Origin of the sequence: Kitasatospora sp. NPDC096147 (assembly GCF_044763225.1) — a bacterium.
Classification (GTDB): domain Bacteria; phylum Actinomycetota; class Actinomycetes; order Streptomycetales; family Streptomycetaceae; genus Kitasatospora.
On the sequence record NZ_JBIWFX010000004.1, the window covers coordinates 535,008 to 555,113 of the forward strand.

Below are 20,106 nucleotides of genomic sequence, written 5' to 3' on the forward strand. Positions count from 1 at the left end.
GGCCTCCCGGAGCCAGGGCATTCGACCTCACGTGGGCCCGCCCCAATGGATGGTGGTCAGGAGGTCTGGGCGACCAGGCTGGCGGGGCGCAGGTCGGTCCAGTGCTCCTCGATGTAGGCGAGGGCGTCGGCCCGGGTGGCACCGGACTTGACGGTCTCCCAGCCGGCCGGGACGTCGATGGTGGCCGGCCAGAGCGAGTGCTGGTTCTCGTGGTTCACCAGCACCAGGAAGGTGCCGTCCTCGTTCTCGAAGGGGTTGCTCATCGGGTCCTCCAGGGGAGTCGTTGTGAGGCTTACGCTAGGCGTCCGTGCGAGACGAACTGGGCAGTCCTGCACGGCAGTTGACCGGCAGTTGAGGTTCTGCCGTCAGGGCCGCAGGGCGGGCGCGCGGTGCACGGCGCAGGCGTCGGCCACCCGCAGCGCGACCGGCAGCAGCCCGGCCAGCGTGGGCGGGCCGAAGACCGAGAGCCCGAGCGGGAGTTCACGGAACTGCCCGACCGGCAGCGAGACGTTCGGGTACCCGGCCAGCGCCGCCGGGGTGGAGCTGCCGGGCGTGCCGGGATCGCCCAGCTCGTAGTCCAGCACCGGGGCCGGCTCGTTGGTCGGCGCCAGCAGGGCCTGCACGCCGTACCGCCGCAGGGTGCGGTCCAGCAGCCTGCGGGCCGCCTCCCGGGAGCGCTGCCGGGCGGGCGCCGCCCGCTCGCGCTCCTCGGGGCCGATCAGCTGGGCCTGCTCGAACAGGTCCTGGTCGAAGAGCGAGAGCTCCACCGGATCGCTCCGGTTCCCCTCGATCAGCTCGGCCAGGGTGCGCGGGCCGCCGGGTCGGCCGGCCAGGTACTCCTCCAGGGCCGGGCGGAATTCGGCGTACATCGCCAGCAGGCCGTCCTCGACGGTCTGCTGGTCCAGCGCCAGGTCCACCGGCACCACCGCGATCCCGGCCGAGCGCAGCGCCTGGGCGGCGGTGTCCAGCATGGCGTCCACCACCCCGGGCATCCGGGGCACCCGCCAGACCCCGACCCGGAGCATCCCCCGGTCGGGCTCGGCCGGTGTCTGCCCGCCGAGCACCGACAGGGCGAGCGCCGCGTCGGAGAGCCGGGCGGCCAGCACGCCGACGCTGTCCAGCTCCGGGGTGATCGGCACCACCCCGTCCAGCGGGAGCAGCCCGGTCTCCGGCTTCACCCCGACCACGCCGCACAGACCGGCCGGGCCGACGATCGAGCCGTCGGTCTCGGTGCCCAGGGCCAGCGGGGCCATCCCGGTGGCCACCGCCACCGCCGAGCCGGCCGAGGAGCCGCCCGGGCTGCGGTCCAGCCGGTGCGGGTTGCGGGTCTGCCCGCCGACCCCGGACCAGCCCTCGGTGGCCTGGGTGGAGCGGAAGTTGGACCACTCGGAGAGGTTGGTCTTGCCGAGCACCACCGCCCCCGCCGCGCGCAGCCCGGCCACCACCCGGGCGTCCCGGGCCGGCGGGTGGCCGGCCAGCAGCCGGGAGCCGGCCGTGCCGGCCAGTCCGGCGGTGTCGATGTTGTCCTTCAGCAGCACCGGGATGCCGTCCAGCGGCCCCCGTTCGGCACCCGCCGCGTACCGGCGGTCGGCCTGGGCGGCCTGCTCCAGCGCAGACTCGTCCACCGCGAGCACCGCGTGCACCAGCGGGTCGACCAGCTCGATCCGCTCCAGGCAGCGCCGGGTGAGCGACACGCTGGTCAGCCGGCCGTCGCGCAACTGCGCCTGGAGTTCCGGGAGTTCCGGGAAGCCCGCCGAGCTGTGGCCCAGCTCGGCGGAGCCCAGGTGAGAGGTGTCAGTCAAGACGCACCCCGCGCATGCCGGGGGTGGCCAGCGTGACCAGGGCGGCGGCCACCGCGAAGACCGCGAACACGGCCATCGCGGCGGTGAAGCCGAGCAGGCTCACCATGGTGCCGACCGCCAGGTTGGCCAGCGGCGCGGCGGCGAAGATCACCAGCGAGAGCACCGACATCACCCGGCCGCGCATCGGTGCCTCGGTCCAGCGCTGGAGCATCGAGACCAGCACCAGGCCGGACTGACCGGTCACCAGGCCGAGCACCGCGTAGCAGCCCAGCGCCAGCGGCAGCGAGTTGCTGAAGGCCAGCCCGGTCAGCGCCAGCGCCGCCGCCCAGACGGTGCCGACCAGCACCCGGCCGCCGTGCTTGCCGGGCGGCCAGGCCATCGTCACCAGCGAGCTGGCCACCGCGCCCACCGTGTAGGCGGTGAGCAGCAGACCGGCGCCGGTGGCACCCGTGCCGAGCCGCTCGGAGAGCAGCACCAGACCGAGGTTGACCGGCGGGGCGCAGGCCAGCTCGGTCAGACCGATCACCAGCAGCACCAGCATGATCCGGCGCTGGCCGCCGACGTAGCGCAGCCCGTCCACCAGCATCTGCTTGAACGGCGGCTTGGGGGGCGCCGGTTGGTCGCTCGGCGCGGGCTCGGCGGGGGCCCGGGTGTAGCGCACCCGGCCGGAGGCGAAGGCGGAGAGCAGGAAGCTGCCCGCGTTGGCCAGTGCCACCAGCGGGACGCCGCCGGCCGCCACCAGCCAGGCGCCGAACGGGCCGCCGGCCGCCTGGCCGCCCCGGATGCCGAAGACGAACAGTGCATTGCCCCGGACCAGGTCCTTGTCCTCCAGGATCAGCGGCTTGACCGCGCCGGAGGCCGGGATGAAGAAGGCGCTGATCAGCGCGAGCAGCAGGGCCGCCCCGAGCAGGATCGGCACCGAGGGGCTGCTCACCGCGATCAGGCCGGCCGCGGCCAGCATCACCGCGCCGCGCAGCAGGTCGGTGACCACCATCACCCGGCGCGGGCCGCTGCGGTCGGCGATCACGCCGCCTCCGAGCAGGCCGATCAGCCGGGGCAGGCTGGCCGCGGTGAGCACCGCACCGGCGGTGGCCGGGCTGAAGTCCCGCACCAGGGTCCAGGTGAGCGCCACGTACCAGGCGGAGTCGCCGAGTTGGGACAGGCTCATGGCCCCGGTGAAGGACAGGTAGTTGAGGCCGAGCGGGCCGTCCCGGCGCGATGACGGCGCCGGGGCGTCCTGCTCGGTCCGGGGCAGGGTGTCAGCCATGGTGCAGCACCTCCGGGACGCGCGGGTCGAAGCCGGGGACGGCGGGCGGCGCGGGGAGCGGCCAGACGTCCTCGAGGGAGAGGGCGGCGGGCGTGTACTTGCCCACCGCGCTGATCAGCAGCCGCAGTTCGAGCGCGAGCGCCTCGACCAGCCTGGTCAGGCCGGCCTCCGGGTCCTCGTCGGTGGCGACCAGTGCGGCCCGGCCGAGCCCGGCTGCGGTGGCACCGAGCGCCAGGCTCTTCACCACCCGGCTGCCCTCCCACATCCGGCCGGAGACCAGCAGGCAGTCCGTGCGCGGCCCGGGGCGGGCGGCCAGCCGGGCCAGGCACTCGCCGAGCGGCAGCCCGACGTGCGCGATCGAGGCCACCGGCGCCCAGCCGGTGCCGCCCTCGGCCCCGTCCACCGTCACCGAATCGGCCCCGGCGGCCCAGGCGGTGGCGGCGGCGTGCGCCACGTCCCGGCCGGGGTGGAGCTTCACCCAGACCTTCGCCCGGGGATAGTTGTTGCGCATCAGCCGGATCTGCTGACGGAGGATCTCCTCGGTGAAGGTGCCCGGGCTGCTGCACCGCAGCACCCGGTCGGCGTCCGGGCCGAACACCTCGTCCAGGGCGAACTGTTCGTCCACCTTCGCCGCCGCCGCCCGGTCCAGCACGGTCATCCCGCCCAGACCCGGCTTGGCGCCCTGACCCACCTTCAGCTCGAAGGCCAGCCGCCCGCTCTCCAGCAGCTCCCGGGTGCCCGGGTCGCTGTAGACCAGGTTCCACACCTCGGCGTCGGCGTCCTCGGTGGACTGCTGGACCACCACCCCGCCCAGCCCGTAGGGGAGTTCCTCCAGGTAGGCGGCGATCCGGGCCAGCGCGGTGCGTCGGGTCTGCTCCCCGGCCCGGCCGTAGCCGGCCATCGGCACGATGTTCTCGCCGATCACCATCGGGATGCCGAGCCGGCCGGCCTGCCGGCTCGCGGCGAACACCTGGTCGGTGCCGGCCGCCTTGGTGGAGCCGAAGGCGGAGAGGTAGAGCGGCAGGGTCGAGCGCAGCCCGCCGACCACGGTGTCGAGCACCACGTCGGTGTGCAGCGGCTCCCGGCCGAGCTCGATCAGCTTCTCCAGCCGCTGCGGCATGAAGACCGGCGGGGTGATCCGGAGCTGCTCCAACGGGTCGGTGGAGAGCGCCTGTTCGGCACCGAACAGGGTGTGGCCGTAGTGCGCCTCGCTGGGGAACGCGGCGGCGGCCCCGAGCCGGGCCCGCTCCCGGACGGCCTGCTCGGGCAGGCCCCGGGCGTGCAGACCGGGTGCGTCCGTCCCGGTCACGGCGAGACCACCCCCGGCAGCTTCGGGAAGGCGTTCGCCTGCCAGGCCGAGTTCAGGCCGGTCACGTAGCGGGTGAAGCGCTCCACCCCGATGCCGAAGCCGGCCGAGGCCGGGATGCCCTCGCGGACCAGCGCGAGGTACCAGCCGTACTTGGCCGGGTTCTCGCCGGTCTCCCGCATCCGGGTGACGATCCGGGCGTAGTCGAACTCCCGCTCGCTGCCGCTGCACAGCTCGCCGTAGCCCTCCGGGGCCAGCAGGTCGAAGTTGCGCAGCACCCCGGCGGTCTCGGCGCTCTCCCGGTCGTAGAAGCCGCGCGAGCCCTTGGGGTAGTCGGTGACGAAGAACGGCTTCGAGGCCCGCTCGGAGATCAGCGCCTCACCGGTCCAGTCGATCTCGGCGTCCGGGCTCTGCGGGTGGCCGCCGTCGCGCAGCTCGGCGACCGCCTCGGCGTGGGTGATCCGGCCGAACGCCTCGCCGAGCAGCGCGGTGAAGGCGCTCACGTCCCGGCCCAGCTCCTCGAACTCGCCCGGCAGCCGGGTGACCGCGCGGGAGACCATGTGCCGCACCAGGCCCTCGACCACGGCGGTGATCTCGTCCCGGGAGGCGCCCGCCATCTCCACGTCGATCTGGTGGAACTCGGCCAGGTGGCGGCTGGTGTTGCAGGTCTCCAGCGGCTCCAGCCGGACGTTCGGCGCGATGCAGAAGATCTTCGGGAAGGCCAGCAGCGAGGCCTGCTTGTAGAGGATCGCACTGGTCATCAGCTTGTACTGGTGGCCGTAGTAGTCCACGTCCACCTGCTTGGCGCCGCGCGCGCCCGGGTCGGTGACCGGCCCGATCACCGGCGGCAGCATCTCGTGGAAGCCCAGCCCGGTCAGGTACTCGCGGGCCCCGGCCAGCAGCTCCTGCTGGATCCGCAGCACCGTGCGGGTGGTGGCGGAGGTCAGGTGGGCGCGCGGGTCGGCGGGCGGAAGCAGCGGCTCCCGGGTGAGCACGGTGGGCTCGACGGTGCTGGTCATCGGACGGACTCCTTGGTCTTGGTGCCCACGGACGGGCGGCGGGAGGGGAGTTGGCGGGTGTGGTCGAGTTCGACGGCCAGCCGGTCGAAGCGCTGCTGGACGTAGGAGAGCGAGCTGATCAGGGTGCCGGAGGTCATCCGGCCGGCCGAGCGGGCGCTGCCGCGCACCGGCATCGCCCCGGTGTCGGACCAGTGCAGGCGGCCGGCCGAGTCCAGGTAGCTGCGGGCCCGCCCGGCGTTGTCCGGGTGCAGGCAGTACGGGACGTCCAGCACCCCGCGCGCGAACGCCCGGGTGAGGGCCCGGCCGAGGTCGGGGTCGAGGTCGAGCACGGCGTGCACCAGGGCCAGCGCCTCGGCGTGGATGCCGCTGTCGCCCGCCTCGGGCGGCGGTCCGGCCGTCTCGGAGGCCCGGGCGGCGGCCTCCAGCGCGGTGACGTTCTCCTCGACGGTGGGGATCCGGTGCGCCTCGGCGGTGGTCTTGACGATCAGCCGGGCCGCGCCGGTGTGCACGGCGAGCCGGGCCGCCTCCTCCAGCAGCAGGGTGGCACCGCCGGGGGTGCGCGGGTAGACGCCCATGTAGGCGTAGATGACGATGTGCCAGTCGGTGTCGCCGAGCAGCTCGCCGGCGATCCGGCCGAGCGCGGTGACCGCCTCGACGTCCTGGCCGGGATGGGTCTGCTGGGCGTAGCTGAGCGAGACGCTGCGCAGCCCGTGCGCGCGGAAGAACAGCGCCTCCAGCACGCTGATCGCCACCAGCAGGCTGGGCGGGGCGAGTTGGCCCATCATGCAGCCGCCGAAGGTCTCCAGGTGCGGCTCCAGGCCCTGGTCCCGAAGCCGGGCCAGCACGGCGACGCTGGCCTCCCAGTTGGCCACCGACTGCTCGATCGGGGTCCGGCTGTAGGGCAGGCAGTAGGAGATCGGACCGCCCTCACTGGCCGTCAGACCGGCCGCCACCGCTGCCTCGAAGATCTCCTGCGGGGCCGCCGAGCCGTGCCGGACCTGCACCGGGAAGGAGGGACCGGCGATGCCCTCGGTGACGCCGAGGGTGGTGGCGGTGGAGTAGGCGACGATCGGGTAGCCGTTCAGCGGCACGCCCTCGGCCAGCGCCCGGCGGGCGGCGTGGTGGTCGCCGACCCGGGTGTAGCTGTCCAGCGTGAGGGTGCCGACCGTGGTGGCGTCGGCCTGCCGGGCGGCCAGCAGACCGGCCCGCATCCGCTCCGGGTCGCTCATGCCCATCCGGGGCTGCACCACCAGGCGGCCGGAGGCGCGGGCGGCGCGGACGTAGCCGCCGAACGAGTCGGCGGGCGGGACGGGGGAGCGGTGGTCCGCACGCGGTGCCGGTCGGGTCGCCTCGGGTCCGCTCTCCGCCAGGCCGGGCCTTGCCGGTGCGCTCGTCCGTGGTGCGCTCGTCGGTGGTGCACTCGTCCTCGGTGTGCTGGTCCGCGGTGCGCTGCTCTGCGGTGCGCTGCTCTGCGGTGCGCTCGCCTCCGGTCTGCCGGTCACCGGGCACCCGCCAGCGGGAGGGCACGCCGGGCGGAGCGGGCCGGGATGGCCTGGACGAAGTCGTTGAATCCGGTGATGGCGGCTCCGTCGGGGAACACGGCGTTGAATCCGGCCTTGGTCAACTCGGCTATCTGATCGCCCTGTTCGGAACCGGCAATGCCGAGCTTGCCGCCGATCACCACCTGGGTGTCCCGCAGCTCGGGGTGCGAGCGCAACTGCTCGATCACCCGGCGGCCGTCGTTCAGGCCGTGTCCGTTGACGGTGGAGACCACCACCAGGTCGGGGCGGCGGGCCAGGCACTCGTCGACCAGCAGCTGGTCCGGCACGCAGGCGCCGAGGTTGGTGACCCGGTGGCCCGACTCCTCCAACAGCAGCTGGAGGTAGATGAGGTTCCAGGTGTGGGCGTCCGAGGCCACGCTGGTGACCAGCACGTCCAGGCCGGTGTGGGCGGCGCGGGGGGTGCGGGTGCGCGGCTGGGCAGGGCGGTGCTTCAACTCCATGGTCGCTCTCACAGGGTGGTCGAGGGCATGCCGAACCACGGGGGTCGGTGCGGCGGAGGGGCCCGGTGGGCTGCGGCGCTGCGGTGATCGGCGCCGACAGCCGAACGCTAGGCGTCCGGGTGGTGCGCGCCCGGCAGTTGGCACCGGCAGGCGGGCGGCGGTTCGGTTGCTGCCGCTCTTCGGCGGTGCGGGGCACGGGGGTACGGGGCACGAGGTGTGACGTGCGGCGCTGCGCGGTACGGCGGTGCGGCGCTGGGCGGTGCGGCGGTACGGCGCGGCGAGGGAGGGACGGTGTGGTGCGGGGTGGGACGGTGTGGCGGGCTCGGCTCAGCCGGTGGCGGCGAGCAGCCGGAGCGGGTGCGTGGAGTTCGTGGTGCGCTGGGCCGTGGCGCGGGTGGCCTGCTGCGTCGCGAGCTGCTCGGCCTCGGCGGCCGTTTCGGCGAGCGAGTGCCGGACCAGGTAGGGCACGGTGAAGCGCTCGGCGGAGTCCACCTCCTCGGCGGTGGCACCGGGCGTGGCCCGGACCAGTCCGCGCAGCAGCAGTGCGTGCACCGCCGTGGCCAGCTCGGCGGCCGGGATGCCGGTGCAGATCAGCAACTGCTCGAAGGAGCGGCCGGCGCCTCGGCCGGGGCCGGCCATGTGGCGCAGCAACTCTGCTTCGGTGTATGTGAGTTCACTGATGCTCCGGTGCAGTGCGGTGCGCAGCAGCGGACCGGCGGCGGGAGAGTCGGCGGGCTCCAGCGGGCTCTGCCGGGCCCAGAGCAGCAGGCGGCGCGGCGGCTGGATCAGGCACCACTCGGCGGCGTGCTCGATGGCGGCCGGCAGGCCGTCCAGCCGGCGGCAGAGCTCGGCGACGGTGGCGGCCTCGGCCGGGTCCAGGCGGTGGCCCGGGCGGACCCGCTGGAGGTGGGCGAGGAAGAGCCGGACGGCGTCCTGGCGCAGCAGGTCGGCCGGGTCGGCGCCGGGGGCGGGCCTGGGTGCGGGGAGCGGGGCCAGTGGCAGGACCCGTTCGCCGGCCAGCCGCAGGGGTGCGGGTGCGGTGACCAGGACGCGCAGTCCGGGGTGCCGGCGCAGGAGTTCGCCGATCGGCGGGCCGTCCTGCGGTCGGTCGGTCAGCAGCAGGGCGTCCCGGTCGGGCAGGCCGCCGTTCACGCTCCAGCCGCTGAGCCGCAGGTGCTCGGCGGCGGCGGTGGCGAGCCGGGTCTTGCCCACCCCGGGCAGGCCGGTGACGGTGACCAGGCGGCGTCCGCCCTCGCGCAGCAGGCCCAGCAGGGCGGTGAGTTCGGCCTCGCGACCGATCAGCGCGGGGTCGGGCGGGGTGGAGCGGCTCTCGGCGTGCTCGGTGGCGGCCCGCTCGAACGCGGCCCGGCGGGCGCCTTCCAGGCGGAGGGTGGCGCCCAGCAGCCGGACGGTCTCCCGGCGGGGGCGGTGCACCCGGCCGGACTCCAGATCACGGACGGCGCGGACGCTGAGTGCGGAGAGGTCGGCCAGTTCCTGCTGGGTCAGTCCGGCGTGCCGGCGGAATTCTCTGAGGAGGCCGGAGAATCGGACAGAATTCAACGCTTCGTCCACGGTCTGATTTCACCACGTCTCTCTGTCCGGAATGGATGTCTGGGTCTTTCGACGGCGTTTGCCGTGGCTTCGGGGTCCGGGGAACCGGCCCCGCGGACCGGTCAGCCCCAGCCGAGGTCCGGGCCGCCGCTCGGGGTCGGCGAGGGCACCACGGTGGTGACGTTGGGCTGCGTGTCGCCGCCGGGGAGGGTGTCGGCGGAGGCCGGGGAGGCGGCGAGGGTGGCCAGCAGCGCGGTGGCGGTGGTGGCGAAGAATACGGCAGCGGTGGTGATGAGCTTGCGGTCCATGGTGAGTTCCCCTCGACTTCATCAAGTCCGCCGGGTTTTTCCCGGCAACGATGAGTCTGCCGGGGGCTCCGAGGGCGGGTAAGTGCCCTCCAGGGGTCGTGAGTACGCCATGACGCAGACACGAGGGGGTCATACCGGACAGCTACGGACATGACGGGCCGTCATGTGGCCGCCCGGTGAAGGAACGGAGGTCGGATCAGGTGCCCTTGGCGGCCGTTCGGCGATAACATGACATACGAATCCACTTCGTATGTACATTCGACCATGACGGGATGTGTGGCCGTGCGCTCCGTCGGACCTGGCGCGACTTCTCTGATGACAGAACTGGGGCCGGAGGAACTGGAGTTGTTCCAGTACGTGGCCGAGCGGCAGCAGGTCGACGGAGACGAATTACGTCTTGACCCGAACCGCGCCCAACTGGTCGACAGACTGCTTGAGTTGAAGCTGCTCAAGCGCTCCGCGACCAGACCCGGGATGCTGCTGGCCGGCCTTCCGGAGGCCGCCGCGGCCGAGCTGCTGGCCCCGGCCGAGCAGGAGATCGAGCGCCGCAGACGGGAGATCGAGACCACCCGGGAGCGGCTGGCCGCCTTCCAGTACGCCTACGAGCAGGCGAAGTTCAACGCCGGCGAGGTCGGCGGCGGCGTGCAGCGGCTGACCGACCTGGACGAGGTCCGGTCCGTCATCACCGAGCTGGCGGACGGCGCCACCCAGGAGATCCTCACCTCGCAGCCGGGCGGCGCCCGCAAGGACGACGTGCTGAAGGAGTCGCTGGCCCGCACCGAGCGGGTGCTCGGCCGGGGGGTGCGGATGCGCACGCTCTACCAGCACACCGCTCAGTTCTCCACCGTGACGGTGGAGTACGTGGACCACGTCTCCAAGCTGGGGGCCGAGATCCGGACCCTGGGCGACGGCTTCATGCGGATGCTGGCCTTCGACCAGACCGCCGCGGTGATCGCCATGCGGGACAGCGACGCGGGCTGCATGCTGCTGCGCGACCCGAGCCTGGTGGACTTCGCCATCGGTGCGTTCGAGCGGGCCTGGACCTCGGCCACGCCGTTCCCGGAGAACTACAGCCAGGAGCGGGTGCTGGCGATCTCGGAGGACATGAAGCTCTCCATCGTCCGGCTGCTGGTACAGGGGCTGGAGGACCGGGCCATCGCCCGCCGGATGGGCATGTCGCTGCGCACCTGCCAGCGCCACGTGTCCGACATCATGGACAAGCTCGGGGCCCGCAGCCGGCTGCACGCGGGCTTCCTGATCAGTGAGCTGGGGCTGGACCTCGGCCCGGCCGTCGGTGCCGTGACGCCCCCACCCGAGCGCCCGGAGGCGTGAACGGCGGTGCCCCGCAGGCCGGTTCGGCCTGCGGGGCACCGCCGCTGCGGGAAGCCGCTCAGTACCGCGTGGTCACGCTGGCGCCCGAGAAGCCCTGCTGGGCGTAGAGGCTGAAGAACACCCAGCCGGAGGGCGGGTTGCTGATGGTCAGCGTCTCGCCGTTGCCGGTGCCGGTGGACTTGGCCAGGTAGGACGAGGTGGTCGCCCAGCTGGAGCCGTTGTAGTAGAGGTCGCCGTTGCCGGTGCCGCCGGAGCTGGTGATGGTCAGCTCGCGCACGCCGGCCGGCAGGTAGACGAACATGTAGTCGTAGTTGCCGGTGGTGGCGGCGACGCCGTCCCGGCGGCAGTCCTTGTCGTACTGCCGGGTGTCCGGCTGGGTGCAGAGCGGGGCCTGCGGGGGCTGGAGGGTGCCGCACCGGCCGGTGCCGCAGGCGGTCAGCCAGGTGGCGAAGTCGGCGTCGTAGCGGGTGCCGATGGTGGAGGTGAGCAGGGTGCGGGCGCCCGCCCAGTCGCCGGCCCGGTACCTGGCGAGCAGCGCGGCCATGTCCTGGGGGTGCGACTGGAGCATGTAACGGACCGCCAGGTAGCCCCAGTTGTAGATCCGGGTGGAGTCCGCGTTGTCGTAGGTGGTGTCGAACAGCTGGCTGAGCTTGTAGGTGCCCTTGGCGGCCTGGGCGATCGCGTCGTCGTAGCGGACGTCGCGGTAGCTGTAGGAGACGTACTCGGCGATGCCCTCGACCCACCAGATGGTCGGGGTGGTCATCCCGGCGTCGAAGTCGCCGGCCATGTCGTAGCGGCCGTCGAGGTAGTGGGTGTACTCGTGGTTCAGGTTCCAGATCTGGAACGCGGGGCGCTCCCAGGTGGCCTCGTGGGCGATGAAGCGGGCCTGGTTGTCGGCCTTGGTCGGGTCGCCCTCCAGGTACATGCCGCCGTTGTCGACCTCGATGTCGTACATCGACCAGGCGTAGAGGCTGTAGTCGTAGTAGGAGTCGAAGACCACGACCTCTAGGCGCTTGTTCCGGTCACCGGCGACCGGGCCGTCGTCCTTGACCACCGAGTGGAAGAAGGCGTCCTGGTCGGCCAGGCTGGTGCAGGTGTCCGCCAGCTCGGTGGCGCTCATGTGCTGGGCCCGGATGCGGAGCGAGGGGCTGCAGGTGTGGTCCACCGTGAGCACCAGCGGGACCAGCCGGGTGGGCAGGTCGCAGATGCCGTAGTAGGAGCAGTTGCCCTTGTCCTTGTTCTCGGCGAACCAGGCCAGGTTCATGGTCAGTGGGCCGGACGCGCCGACCAGCGGGTAGCGGTTGATCAGGTCCTTGACCAGCGGGCGGGCCTGGGCCTTCAGCTCGGGGAAGGAGACCAGCGAGCCGAGCTGGATGCCGATCGAGGTGGCCAGGTCGCCGCCGGTCAGGCCGGAGGAGTTGCGGGTGACCAGGCCGGCCATCGCGGCGGCGAAGGACGGGTCGGCCTGCAGGGCGGCGATGAACCCGGGGTACTCGGTGCCGTTCTCGATGACGGTGCGGGTGCTGTCCACCGCGTTCCACATCGCGCCCCCGGTGCTCGGGGTGAGGCTGTTGAGCAGCCACTTGACGACGCCGGTGTAGCGGGCGTTCTCGTGGGCGCTGTCGATCAGGATGACGGCCTCGGAGAGGGTCTCGCCGTTCGCCTGGGTGACGTCCTTGGAGCGCGGTGCGCCGAAGAAGGCGTCCAGGGCGGCGCGGGTGGCGCCCGCCAGCGCGGCACCGTAGGCGCCGACCTGGTCCGGGAAGCGCCACTGCACGTAGTAGCCGACCCGGAGGAAGAGCACCAGCTGCCCGATCGAGGCGTTGTTGGTGCCGTCGTAGGTGGCCGAAGCGGCGCGCAGCGCGTCCGCGACGGTGGCCATCTGGCCCTCGCGGAAGACCTTGGCCGAGCCGGTGGCGTCCAGGTTGAACAGCGAGTTCATGCAGGCCACGTCGACCGACGTGACCTGCTGGACCAGCGCGGTGCCGGTCTTGGCGAAGTCGTCCGGGGTGCAGCTCGCGGCGGCCAGTGCGTTCGGCGCGGAGCGCTGCGCCTTGCTGCGGGCGGACTGCTGGGCGGGCTGCTGGGTGGCGGTGCCCGCCCTGGGGGCGTCCTGACCGCCCGTCAGTGCCTCGCCCGGCACCGGGCGGGCGTCGTCCGGCACCTTCGGGGACTTGGGCAGCGGGAAGCTGCGCGGGGCCGGCTGGTCGGCGGTGGGCGAGGAGGGGCTCTGCGGGGCGGCTGCACGGCTCTGCGGGGCGAAGAAGCCGAGGGTCAGCAGGAACGCGAACGCCAGGGTGAGCAGACGGCCCAACTGGGCCGTCGGTATCCGGGAGGGTCGCACGGTGGGGGCCTCCGGGCCGAGTAGTGGCCGCGCTGTTGGGGGACGCAGCCGACTCAATGTGTGACATGTAAAATGTCACATGCTTGACGGTGCGCGGAAGAGTCGTCAGATCTCGGATGGGTATCGGAAGGGAAGGTTCCGGGCCCGGCGGGTGTCCGTCCTGGAGAAGCCGCAGGTCCGCCCTCCGGTCGGGGCGGCGGGCTCCGGGGGGTCGGATGGACCGATGCCGGGCGTCGGCGGGACGCGGGTGGGCGCTACGGCAGCGGCGGCCGGTTCGGTCCGGGGCCCAGGGTGGTGGTGCCCGGGGCGGCCCGGTGGCCCAGGCCGGTGCGGTAGACGTCGAGTGCCTGCTCGGTGCGGCCGGTGCGGCGCAGCAGGTCGCCGAGCAGCCGGCAGAGGTCGGCCAAGTCGCCCGCTGCGCCGGTCCGTTCGAGCAGCGAGAGGGCGCTGACGTAGTGCTCCTCGGCGGTCTCGGCGGCGCCCTCCTCCTCGGCCACCAGGCCGAGCAGTCGGTGCGCGCCCGCCGCGTGCACCGCGCCCCGCCCCGGTCCGAGCCGGTCCAGCAGGGCGTGCAGCAGCTCGGCCGCCTCCGCCCGGCGCCCCCGGCGGCGCAGCACGTCGGCCAGCTCCACGTCCACCTGCCGGGTGAACAGCTCGGCCCGCTGGGCCGCCAGCATCGTCCGAGCGGTGCGCAACTCCCGCTCCGCCCGGTCGAGTTCGCCGTCCTGGGCGAGCACGTAGCCGCGCATCCAGTGGCACTTGGCCAGATCGGACCCGAGGCGCAGCCGCTGGTAGAGCTCCTGCGCCTTGGCGAGTGAGGCGTCCGCCTCGGCGGCCCGGCCCTCGGCGATCAGGGTCCGGGCCACACTGCGGTGCATCCCGGCGACCAGGACCGGATCGGTGGCGACGGGGGCCAGAGCCAGGGCGAGCTCGGCCGCCTGGGCGGCCCGGGCGTGCGCGCCCATGTCCATGTACGGGCCGATCACGGCCGTGTGGAGCAGCAGCAGCGCGTCCGGGTCGGGCAGGCCGGCCGCGTTCAGCTGGTCGATCGCGGTCTCCAGCAGGTAGCAGGCGTAGCGGAGTTCACCGGCCAGCAGGTGGGCCACCGCCCGGCCCCGGACGGCGGCGGCCCGGCGCGGCGGCGGTTCGTCGGCCAACAGCCGCTCCGCCGTCTCGAACTGCTCCTGGGCCTGCTCCAACTCCCCGCTCTCCAGGGCGCATTCGCCGAGCCCCAGATGGGCGGGCGGGAGCAGCTCGGCGAGGCCGTGCGCCTGCGCCCGGGCCAGCACCGCCGCGAACCGTCCGGCCGCGGCGGCGTGGTCGCCGGTGGCCAGGACGGCCTGTGCCTCGGTCAGCTCCAGCCGGAGTCCGGTGGCCAGGTGGGCGGGCCGGCCGGTGGCCAGCTCGTCGTGGGTCACCCCGAGCCGCTCGGCGAGGTAGCGCAGCGCTGCCTCGGAGGGACGCACCCGGCCCGCCTCCAGGGTGGAGACGTAGGCCGCCGTGTAGCCGTCGCCGGCCAGTGCGCGCTGGGTCAGGCCCCGGTCGCGGCGCAGCTGTTGGAGGCGCTGTCCGATCACGACCGGTTCGTCCTGCTCCGTCACGCCCGTCCGCCCTCCGGTGGTGGCCACCTCGTCCTGCCCGTTCTGGTCGACCCATTGTGGCGGGCCGGACGGGTGCCCTACATTAACCCATCACTTAAGTGTGATTAACCCTCAACTTATCCCCCTCGGAGGCCCGTTCGTGTCCTCGTCCAGGCTCGTTCCGTCCGTGCTGGCCACCGCCCTGCTGGCCGGCCTCGCCCTCGCGGCCCCCGCCGCCGCGGCTCCCACCCCCGCGCCCGCCGCCCGCCACCAGGTGGAGACCTTCGCCGAGGACGGCACCATCGGCCGGGCCGAGGTCCCCGCCAAGACCACCAAGGCCGCCCCGCAGCGGCTGGCCGCCCCGCTGCGCGGCGACGGCGAGGTCTCCACCATCGTGCAGAACGGCTCCACCGCCACCAAGCTCGACGTGGTCGTCATCGGCGACGGCTACACCGCGGCCGAGCAGGCGAAGTTCCACGCCGACGCGGCGGCCAAGTGGCAGGAGATCTCGGCCGTCCAGCCCTACGCCGACTACCGCGGGCTGTTCAACGTCTGGACGGTGGACACCGTCTCGGCCGAGTCCGGCGTCACCGGCGACCCGGACCGCGCCACCACCCGGCAGACCGCGCTCGGCTCCTACTTCTGGTGCGGCGAGGTCGAGCGCCTGCTCTGCGTCGACACCGACGCCGTCGAGCGCTACGCCGCCAAGGCCCCCGCCGCCGACCTGGTCATCGTGGTCGCCAACAGCGCCAAGTACGGCGGCGCCGGCTACAACGACGTCTCCTCCGAGCTCGGCTACTCGGGCATCGCCACCGTCGCGGGCGGCAACGCGCTCTCCGGCCAGATAGCCGTGCACGAGACCGGCCACTCGCTCGGCAAGCTCGCCGACGAGTACTGGTACGAGGGGCAGGGCGGGTACACCGGCAAGGAGCCGGCCGAGAGCAACATCAGCAAGCAGACCCTCAACGAGATGAAGCGCACCCGCACCAAGTGGTACCGCTGGCTCGGCCAGACCTCGCCCGACGGCGGCAAGGTCGGCGCCTTCCAGGGCGGTGGCTACTACCCGACCGGGCTCTACCGGCCCACCGACAACTCGATCATGCGGTCGCTCGGCCGTGAGTTCAACCTCCCCGGCCGGGAGGCGATGATCGCCGGATTCCACCGCTACGCCACCACCCTGGCCAGCGCCACCCCCACCACCGCCCCGCTGGACTCCCAGGCCGTGGTCACCGTCGAACTCCCCGGCGCCGGAACGAAGGTGCGCTGGTACCTGGACGGCAAGGAGCTCACCGGTCTGCGCGACCGCACCACCGTCCGGACCGCCGACCTCCACCTCGGCAAGGGCCGGACCCGCACCCTCACCGCCCGCGCCACCGACCCCACCCCGTCGGTCGTCGACCCCGACCTCAAGCTGCTGCTGACCGACAGCCTCAGCTGGCAGGTCACCCGCTAGCCACCCGCCGGCGGCCGGGCGGTTGGGCGCCCGGCCGCATCCCGCACCGGGCCGGTGCCGCGTCGTGCCCCCCACCACGATGCGGCGCCGGCCCGGCTGCCCGGTCCGACTTCTGTCCGACCTCTGTCCGGTCGCCGGTCGTCCCGTCGGGTGTGGGAACGTACGGCCCGTACCCCGCCCTCCCTCCGTACTCTGGTCAACTCACCCGATTCCGGGGCTCCCTGAGGGACCGTTAGCGTCGCTCCACGTGACCATCCACGAGGTAGCACCGCAGCGACGGGGGAGCGGGGTGCCCGCCGTCCTCGGCGCCGCCGTGCTCTGGGGAACGGTCGGGCCGGCCCAGGTGCTGGCTGCCTCGGCCGCCGCCCCGGCGGCGATCGGGGCCGGCCGGATGCTGCTCGGCGGCCTGGTGCTGGCGCTCTGCACCGCCCGCCCGCAGGGCCTGCGCACGCTCATCCGCCCCCGGGTCCGCCGCTGGCTGCTGCTCAGCGTGCTGGTGACCGCCGCCTTCCAGCTCTGCTTCCTGGAAGCGGTCAGCCGCACCGGCGCCGCCCTGGCCACTGCCGCCGCCTTCGGCACCACCCCGATCGCCGCCGGTCTCTGCTCCCGTGTCCTCAACGCCGAACGGCCGGGCCCCCGTTGGTGGCGCGCCACCGTCCTCGCCGTCACCGGCCTCGCCCTGCTCCTGGTGCCGGCCGACGGGCGCGGCGCCGACCTCCTCGGCATCCTGCTCGCCGTCGCGGCCGGCACCAGCTTCGCCGTCTACATCGCGGCCACCGGCCCGCTCACCCGGCACGGCGGCGACCCCGCCGCCGCCGCCCCGGTGAGCGTGCTCGGTGCGGGCCTCCTGGTGCTGCCCGCCCTCCTGGTCGCCCCCGAGGGCCTGGCCGCGCCGCGCACCGCTGCCCTGATCTGCTGGCTCGCGTTCGGCACCACGGCGCTCGGCTACCTGCTCTTCACCCGGGGCGTCGGCCGGCTCGGCGCCGCCACCACCGCGACCCTCAGCCTGGCCGAACCACTGGTGGCCGCCCTGCTCGGGCTGCTGCTCGGCGAGCGCCCGGGCCCGCCGGCCGCCCTCGGCCTGGCACTCCTGCTCGGCGGCCTGGTCCTGGCGGCCCTACCCGACCGGAAGGTCCGCTCCGGCCGGCGCACGGGCTCCGGCCGGAACGGCCTGCCCGACCGGAACGGCCTGCCCGACCGGAACGCCCGCCCCTCTCAACGGTCCTGATAGGCCGCCATCGCGGCCTGCACCCGGTCCGAGAAGAACAGCGGACCCACCGCGTCGGCGTGCGCCATCCCCTCCGCGGTGAGGCGCAGTGCCTCCCCGTCCACCTCCCACACCCACCCCCGCTCGGCCAGCAGCGCCAGCTCGGCCGGGAAGTCCCCCGCCACCGCGGTCCCGAACGACCCGCGGTAGCCGGCCAGCGGCAGCCCGTCCGCGTCCAGCAGGCGTTGCAGCACGTACATTCGCCGCCGCTCGTCCCCGTCCATCCGGAACGCCCACTGCGCCCGGCGGAACTCCTCGGTCGGGGTGGCGATGTACTCGTCGATGATCCGCCGCACCTCCGGCACCGCCACCGCGTAGTCCGTCGTGTAGTGCAGCCCGGTGGTGAACGACCGTGCCCCGACGCCGAGTCCGACCATCCCGGCCTGCTGGTTGTACTCGGCGATCCCGGCCTCTCCGGCCCCCTCCACCGCTGCGGTGCCGATCCGCTGGAAGACCCGCATCGAGGTCTGCCGGTACCCGGCCGCGAGCAGGTGGTCCCGCCCGTAGCGGTAGAGCCGCAGCCGCTGCTCGTCCCAGCGCCGGCCGTCCCGGTCGTGCCGGGCCATCAGGCCGGTCAACGGCCTGACGTAGAGCGGGTAGAGGTAGATCTCCTCCGGCTCCCATCCGAGCGCCGCGTCCAGCGAGAGCCGGAACGACTCCTCGGTCTGCCCCTCGATGCCGTAGATCAGGTCGATGTTCAGGATCGGGAACTCCGCCGCCTTCAACCGCTCCAGCGCGGCGTCCACCTCGGCGCGCTTCTGCGGACGCACCGCCGCCCGCGCCTCCTCGTCCAGGAAGCTCTGCACCCCGATGCTCAGCCTGGTCGCACCCCGCTCCCGCAGCACGGCCAGCCGGTCCGCCGTCGCGGTGGCCGGCGAGGTCTCCACCGACCACGGCACCGCCCGCAGGTCCGCCCCCATCACCTGCTCGCAGACGTCCGCCAGCCGGCTCAGCTCACCCGCCGTCAGGTACGTCGGCGTCCCGCCCCCGAAGGCCGCCAGCGCGAACCTCACCTCCTCGCCCTTCGCCTCCAACGCCTCCCGGGTCACCCGGGCCTGACGTTCCAGGGTGCCGAGGAAGGCGGAGGTCACCTCCTCCGGCGCCCCGGTACGGGTGAAGAGGTTGCAGAAGCCGCAGCGCATCTCGCAGAACGGCACGTGGACGTAGAGCGAGAGCGCGTCCAGCCGTTCACCCGCCCACAGCTCGCTCAGCAACGGCCGGTCCGCGGCCGGGCGGTAGGACTTCTGGTGCGGGTAGGCGTAGACGTACTGCTGGTACGGCGAGTCGGGTGCGGGCGGCTGCTCCGCGGAGGGCGGCACGAGCGGCAGTGGGGTCCTGGCATTCGTCATGTCCGCCACGGTATTGACGGACCGTCAGGTCTGATGATCGGGCGATCCTTCAGAATCCACCCGCTGCGGGCGCGCCCCGCTCGGTGCTTTCGCAACCTTGTCCGCCCCGCCCGCGCCGGGATACCCCTCGTACCCATGACCCGACTCCTGATCGCCGCCGGCGGTGGCGGCGACGCCATCGCCACCGCCCTGGTGCACGCCGCCCTGCACGGTCCGGACGCCCCGGCCCTGGTCCTCAGCTACGCCTGGGAGCGGCTGGTGGTCGACCCGCTCCCCGGCCCGCGCCGAGCCGCCGACTTCACCGGCCTCACCCCGGGGCCCGGCACCCTCCGGCTGGTCACCGCGGCCACCGCGCCCCGCCCCCCGGCCGGCTCGCTGCTGCCCCGCCTGTCCGCCCAACTCCGCCCCGCCCTCGGACTGTTGGACCCGTACGACGGGGCGATCGGACTGGCCCGGCAGCTCCACGACGCGGCGCGGTACTGCGGAGCCGACCGGATCGACCTGGTCGACGTCGGCGGCGACGTCCTGGCCGACGGCACCGAACCCACCCTGCGCAGCCCGATCGGCGACGCCCTCGCCCTCGCCGCCTGCGCCGAGAGCGGCCTGCCCACCAGCGTGTACGTGGCCGGCCCCGGCCTGGACAACGAAGTACCACTGCCGACCCTGCTGCCCCGGCTGGGCCCGCCCGCCCTCCGGCTGACGGCCGCTCACACCACCACCGTGGACCGGGTCTTCGCCTGGCACCCCTCCGAGGCCGGTGCCCTGCTGGTCGCCGCCGCCCGGGGCGTGCGCGGCGTCTGCGGCACCCGGGACGCGCCGCAACCGCTGACCCTCACCCCCGAGAGCGCTGATGTGCACCGGCTCACCCTGGCGCGTGCCATGGCGCTCAACCCGCTGGCCCGCGCCCTGCTCGGCTCCACCAGCCTGGAGCGGGCCGAGGAGGCCAGCCTGAGCACCTGCGGCTTCTCCGAGATCGCCCGCGAACGGGCTCGCGCCGCCCGGGGCGAGGGCGCCGTCCCGCCCGCCCTCCCCTTCGACCCGGCCGCCTTCGCCATCTGGGAGGCCGGCACCGCCGCCCTCGGCGTGGAGTACGTCACCACCCGCCGGATCACCGAGGAGCTGGACCTCGCCCCGTCCGCCGTCCGCGCCCTACGCGACTGGCTCGCCACCGACCACCCGGGCCGGGCTGCCGCACCGCTGTGGCGTCTGCGACCCCTGGCCCGACCGGGCCGTTAGGGGTCGTCTCCTCGATGGGGCCGGGCGGTCGCCGCCGGAGCACGCGCCCTCCTCGCCCGTCGACGGGTGAGGAGGGGCCCTTCGACGACGCCCGTCCACGCGGCGCAGGTGCTCGGTGTCACAGCCGACTCCGCCGAGCAGACAGTCGCGAGGGTCTGGCTCGCGGATCACGTCGGGGCACGTCCGGCCGGCGGGCTTCGTCGGGACGGGTGGCTCGGCGCCGGTGAGCCGGGAGAGGGTCCGTGCGGAGCGCCGGCGGCCGACGGGGAGGCGGCGCGACGGGTGCCCCG

General features: G+C 73.8%; 16 protein-coding genes. 4 read left to right on the forward strand and 12 right to left on the reverse strand.

All coding sequences use genetic code 11. From position 1 onward, the window contains the following. Nucleotides 1-56 precede the first annotated feature (56 nt). From ACIRBX_RS16535 to ACIRBX_RS16575, 9 genes are all read right to left on the reverse strand, one after another. Nucleotides 57-263: an MbtH family protein gene (locus ACIRBX_RS16535; RefSeq protein WP_402297286.1), complete on the reverse strand. Its 207-nt coding sequence runs from the start codon at nt 261-263 to the stop codon at nt 57-59. A gap of 102 nt (nt 264-365) precedes the next feature. After that, nucleotides 366-1,802, reverse strand: a complete 1,437-nt coding sequence (locus tag ACIRBX_RS16540) for an amidase family protein (RefSeq protein ID WP_402297288.1) — start codon at nt 1,800-1,802, stop codon at nt 366-368. Further along, a complete protein-coding gene (locus tag ACIRBX_RS16545; RefSeq protein ID WP_402297289.1) occupies nt 1,795-3,069 on the reverse strand; it encodes an MFS transporter in 1,275 nt (424 codons plus the stop codon). Before ACIRBX_RS16545 ends, ACIRBX_RS16540 begins: the two co-directional genes overlap by 8 nt. After that, complete coding sequence (locus tag ACIRBX_RS16550; protein ID WP_402297290.1) at nt 3,062-4,378, reverse strand: glutamate synthase-related protein; 1,317 nt, start codon at nt 4,376-4,378, stop codon at nt 3,062-3,064. Before ACIRBX_RS16550 ends, ACIRBX_RS16545 begins: the two co-directional genes overlap by 8 nt. Continuing rightward, complete coding sequence (locus ACIRBX_RS16555; protein ID WP_402297292.1) at nt 4,375-5,394, reverse strand: asparagine synthetase A; 1,020 nt, start codon at nt 5,392-5,394, stop codon at nt 4,375-4,377. Before ACIRBX_RS16555 ends, ACIRBX_RS16550 begins: the two co-directional genes overlap by 4 nt. After that, on the reverse strand, nt 5,391-6,647 hold the full coding sequence (locus ACIRBX_RS16560) for a methylaspartate mutase (RefSeq protein ID WP_402297629.1): 1,257 nt from the start codon (nt 6,645-6,647) through the stop codon (nt 5,391-5,393). Before ACIRBX_RS16560 ends, ACIRBX_RS16555 begins: the two co-directional genes overlap by 4 nt. A 245-nt stretch (nt 6,648-6,892) precedes the next feature. Next, the gene (locus ACIRBX_RS16565; RefSeq protein ID WP_402297293.1) at nt 6,893-7,396 is read right to left on the reverse strand and encodes a cobalamin B12-binding domain-containing protein; all 504 of its coding nucleotides are present in this window, start codon (nt 7,394-7,396) and stop codon (nt 6,893-6,895) included. Between the two features lie 327 nt (nt 7,397-7,723). Beyond that, nucleotides 7,724-8,956: an AAA family ATPase gene (locus tag ACIRBX_RS16570; RefSeq protein ID WP_402297295.1), complete on the reverse strand. Its 1,233-nt coding sequence runs from the start codon at nt 8,954-8,956 to the stop codon at nt 7,724-7,726. Between the two features lie 113 nt (nt 8,957-9,069). Beyond that, complete coding sequence (locus tag ACIRBX_RS16575; protein WP_402297296.1) at nt 9,070-9,255, reverse strand: hypothetical protein; 186 nt, start codon at nt 9,253-9,255, stop codon at nt 9,070-9,072. A 315-nt stretch (nt 9,256-9,570) separates the two neighbouring features. Here ACIRBX_RS16575 and ACIRBX_RS16580 point away from each other — a divergent pair, with 315 nt between their 5' ends. Beyond that, nucleotides 9,571-10,587 carry a LuxR C-terminal-related transcriptional regulator gene (locus tag ACIRBX_RS16580; RefSeq protein ID WP_402297298.1) on the forward strand — a complete coding sequence of 339 codons (1,017 nt, stop codon included), beginning with the start codon at nt 9,571-9,573 and terminating at the stop codon, nt 10,585-10,587. Nucleotides 10,588-10,645: 58 nt separating this feature from the next. Here the strand turns inward: ACIRBX_RS16580 and ACIRBX_RS16585 are convergent, their stop codons facing one another. Both ACIRBX_RS16585 and ACIRBX_RS16590 read right to left on the reverse strand, forming a co-directional pair. Next, nucleotides 10,646-12,901, reverse strand: a complete 2,256-nt coding sequence (locus ACIRBX_RS16585; protein WP_402297300.1) for a collagenase — start codon at nt 12,899-12,901, stop codon at nt 10,646-10,648. 284 nt (nt 12,902-13,185) lie between these two features. Next, a complete protein-coding gene (locus ACIRBX_RS16590) occupies nt 13,186-14,532 on the reverse strand; it encodes a helix-turn-helix domain-containing protein (RefSeq protein WP_402297302.1) in 1,347 nt (448 codons plus the stop codon). 139 nt (nt 14,533-14,671) lie between these two features. Between ACIRBX_RS16590 and ACIRBX_RS16595 the strand changes: the two genes are divergently transcribed. Next, nucleotides 14,672-15,964 carry a M64 family metallopeptidase gene (locus ACIRBX_RS16595; protein ID WP_402297304.1) on the forward strand — a complete coding sequence of 431 codons (1,293 nt, stop codon included), beginning with the start codon at nt 14,672-14,674 and terminating at the stop codon, nt 15,962-15,964. A 247-nt stretch (nt 15,965-16,211) separates the two neighbouring features. Further along, entirely contained in the window at nt 16,212-17,192 is a 981-nt protein-coding gene (locus tag ACIRBX_RS16600) for a DMT family transporter (protein ID WP_402297306.1), read from the forward strand. Here the strand turns inward: ACIRBX_RS16600 and ACIRBX_RS16605 are convergent. Further along, nucleotides 17,180-18,580, reverse strand: a complete 1,401-nt coding sequence (locus ACIRBX_RS16605; RefSeq protein ID WP_402297308.1) for an STM4012 family radical SAM protein — start codon at nt 18,578-18,580, stop codon at nt 17,180-17,182. The two genes, ACIRBX_RS16600 and ACIRBX_RS16605, sit on opposite strands and share 13 nt — an antisense overlap. Nucleotides 18,581-18,715: 135 nt before the next feature. Between ACIRBX_RS16605 and ACIRBX_RS16610 the strand changes: the two genes are divergently transcribed. Then, complete coding sequence (locus tag ACIRBX_RS16610; RefSeq protein ID WP_402297310.1) at nt 18,716-19,816, forward strand: DUF1152 domain-containing protein; 1,101 nt, start codon at nt 18,716-18,718, stop codon at nt 19,814-19,816. Nucleotides 19,817-20,106 lie beyond the last annotated feature (290 nt).

Bases quoted from the DNA above. Each gene is read 5' to 3' on its own strand.
- ACIRBX_RS16535 (WP_402297286.1), bottom strand. From the start codon at position 263: ATGAGCAACCCCTTCGAGAACGAGGACGGCACCTTCCTGGTGCTGGTG.
- ACIRBX_RS16545 (WP_402297289.1), bottom strand. From the start codon at position 3,069: ATGGCTGACACCCTGCCCCGGACCGAGCAGGACGCCCCGGCGCCGTCA.
- ACIRBX_RS16555 (WP_402297292.1), bottom strand. From the start codon at position 5,394: ATGACCAGCACCGTCGAGCCCACCGTGCTCACCCGGGAGCCGCTGCTT.
- ACIRBX_RS16565 (WP_402297293.1), bottom strand. From the start codon at position 7,396: ATGGAGTTGAAGCACCGCCCTGCCCAGCCGCGCACCCGCACCCCCCGC.
- ACIRBX_RS16575 (WP_402297296.1), bottom strand. From the start codon at position 9,255: ATGGACCGCAAGCTCATCACCACCGCTGCCGTATTCTTCGCCACCACC.
- ACIRBX_RS16580 (WP_402297298.1), top strand. From the start codon at position 9,571: ATGACAGAACTGGGGCCGGAGGAACTGGAGTTGTTCCAGTACGTGGCC.
- ACIRBX_RS16605 (WP_402297308.1), bottom strand. From the start codon at position 18,580: ATGACGAATGCCAGGACCCCACTGCCGCTCGTGCCGCCCTCCGCGGAG.
- ACIRBX_RS16610 (WP_402297310.1), top strand. From the start codon at position 18,716: ATGACCCGACTCCTGATCGCCGCCGGCGGTGGCGGCGACGCCATCGCC.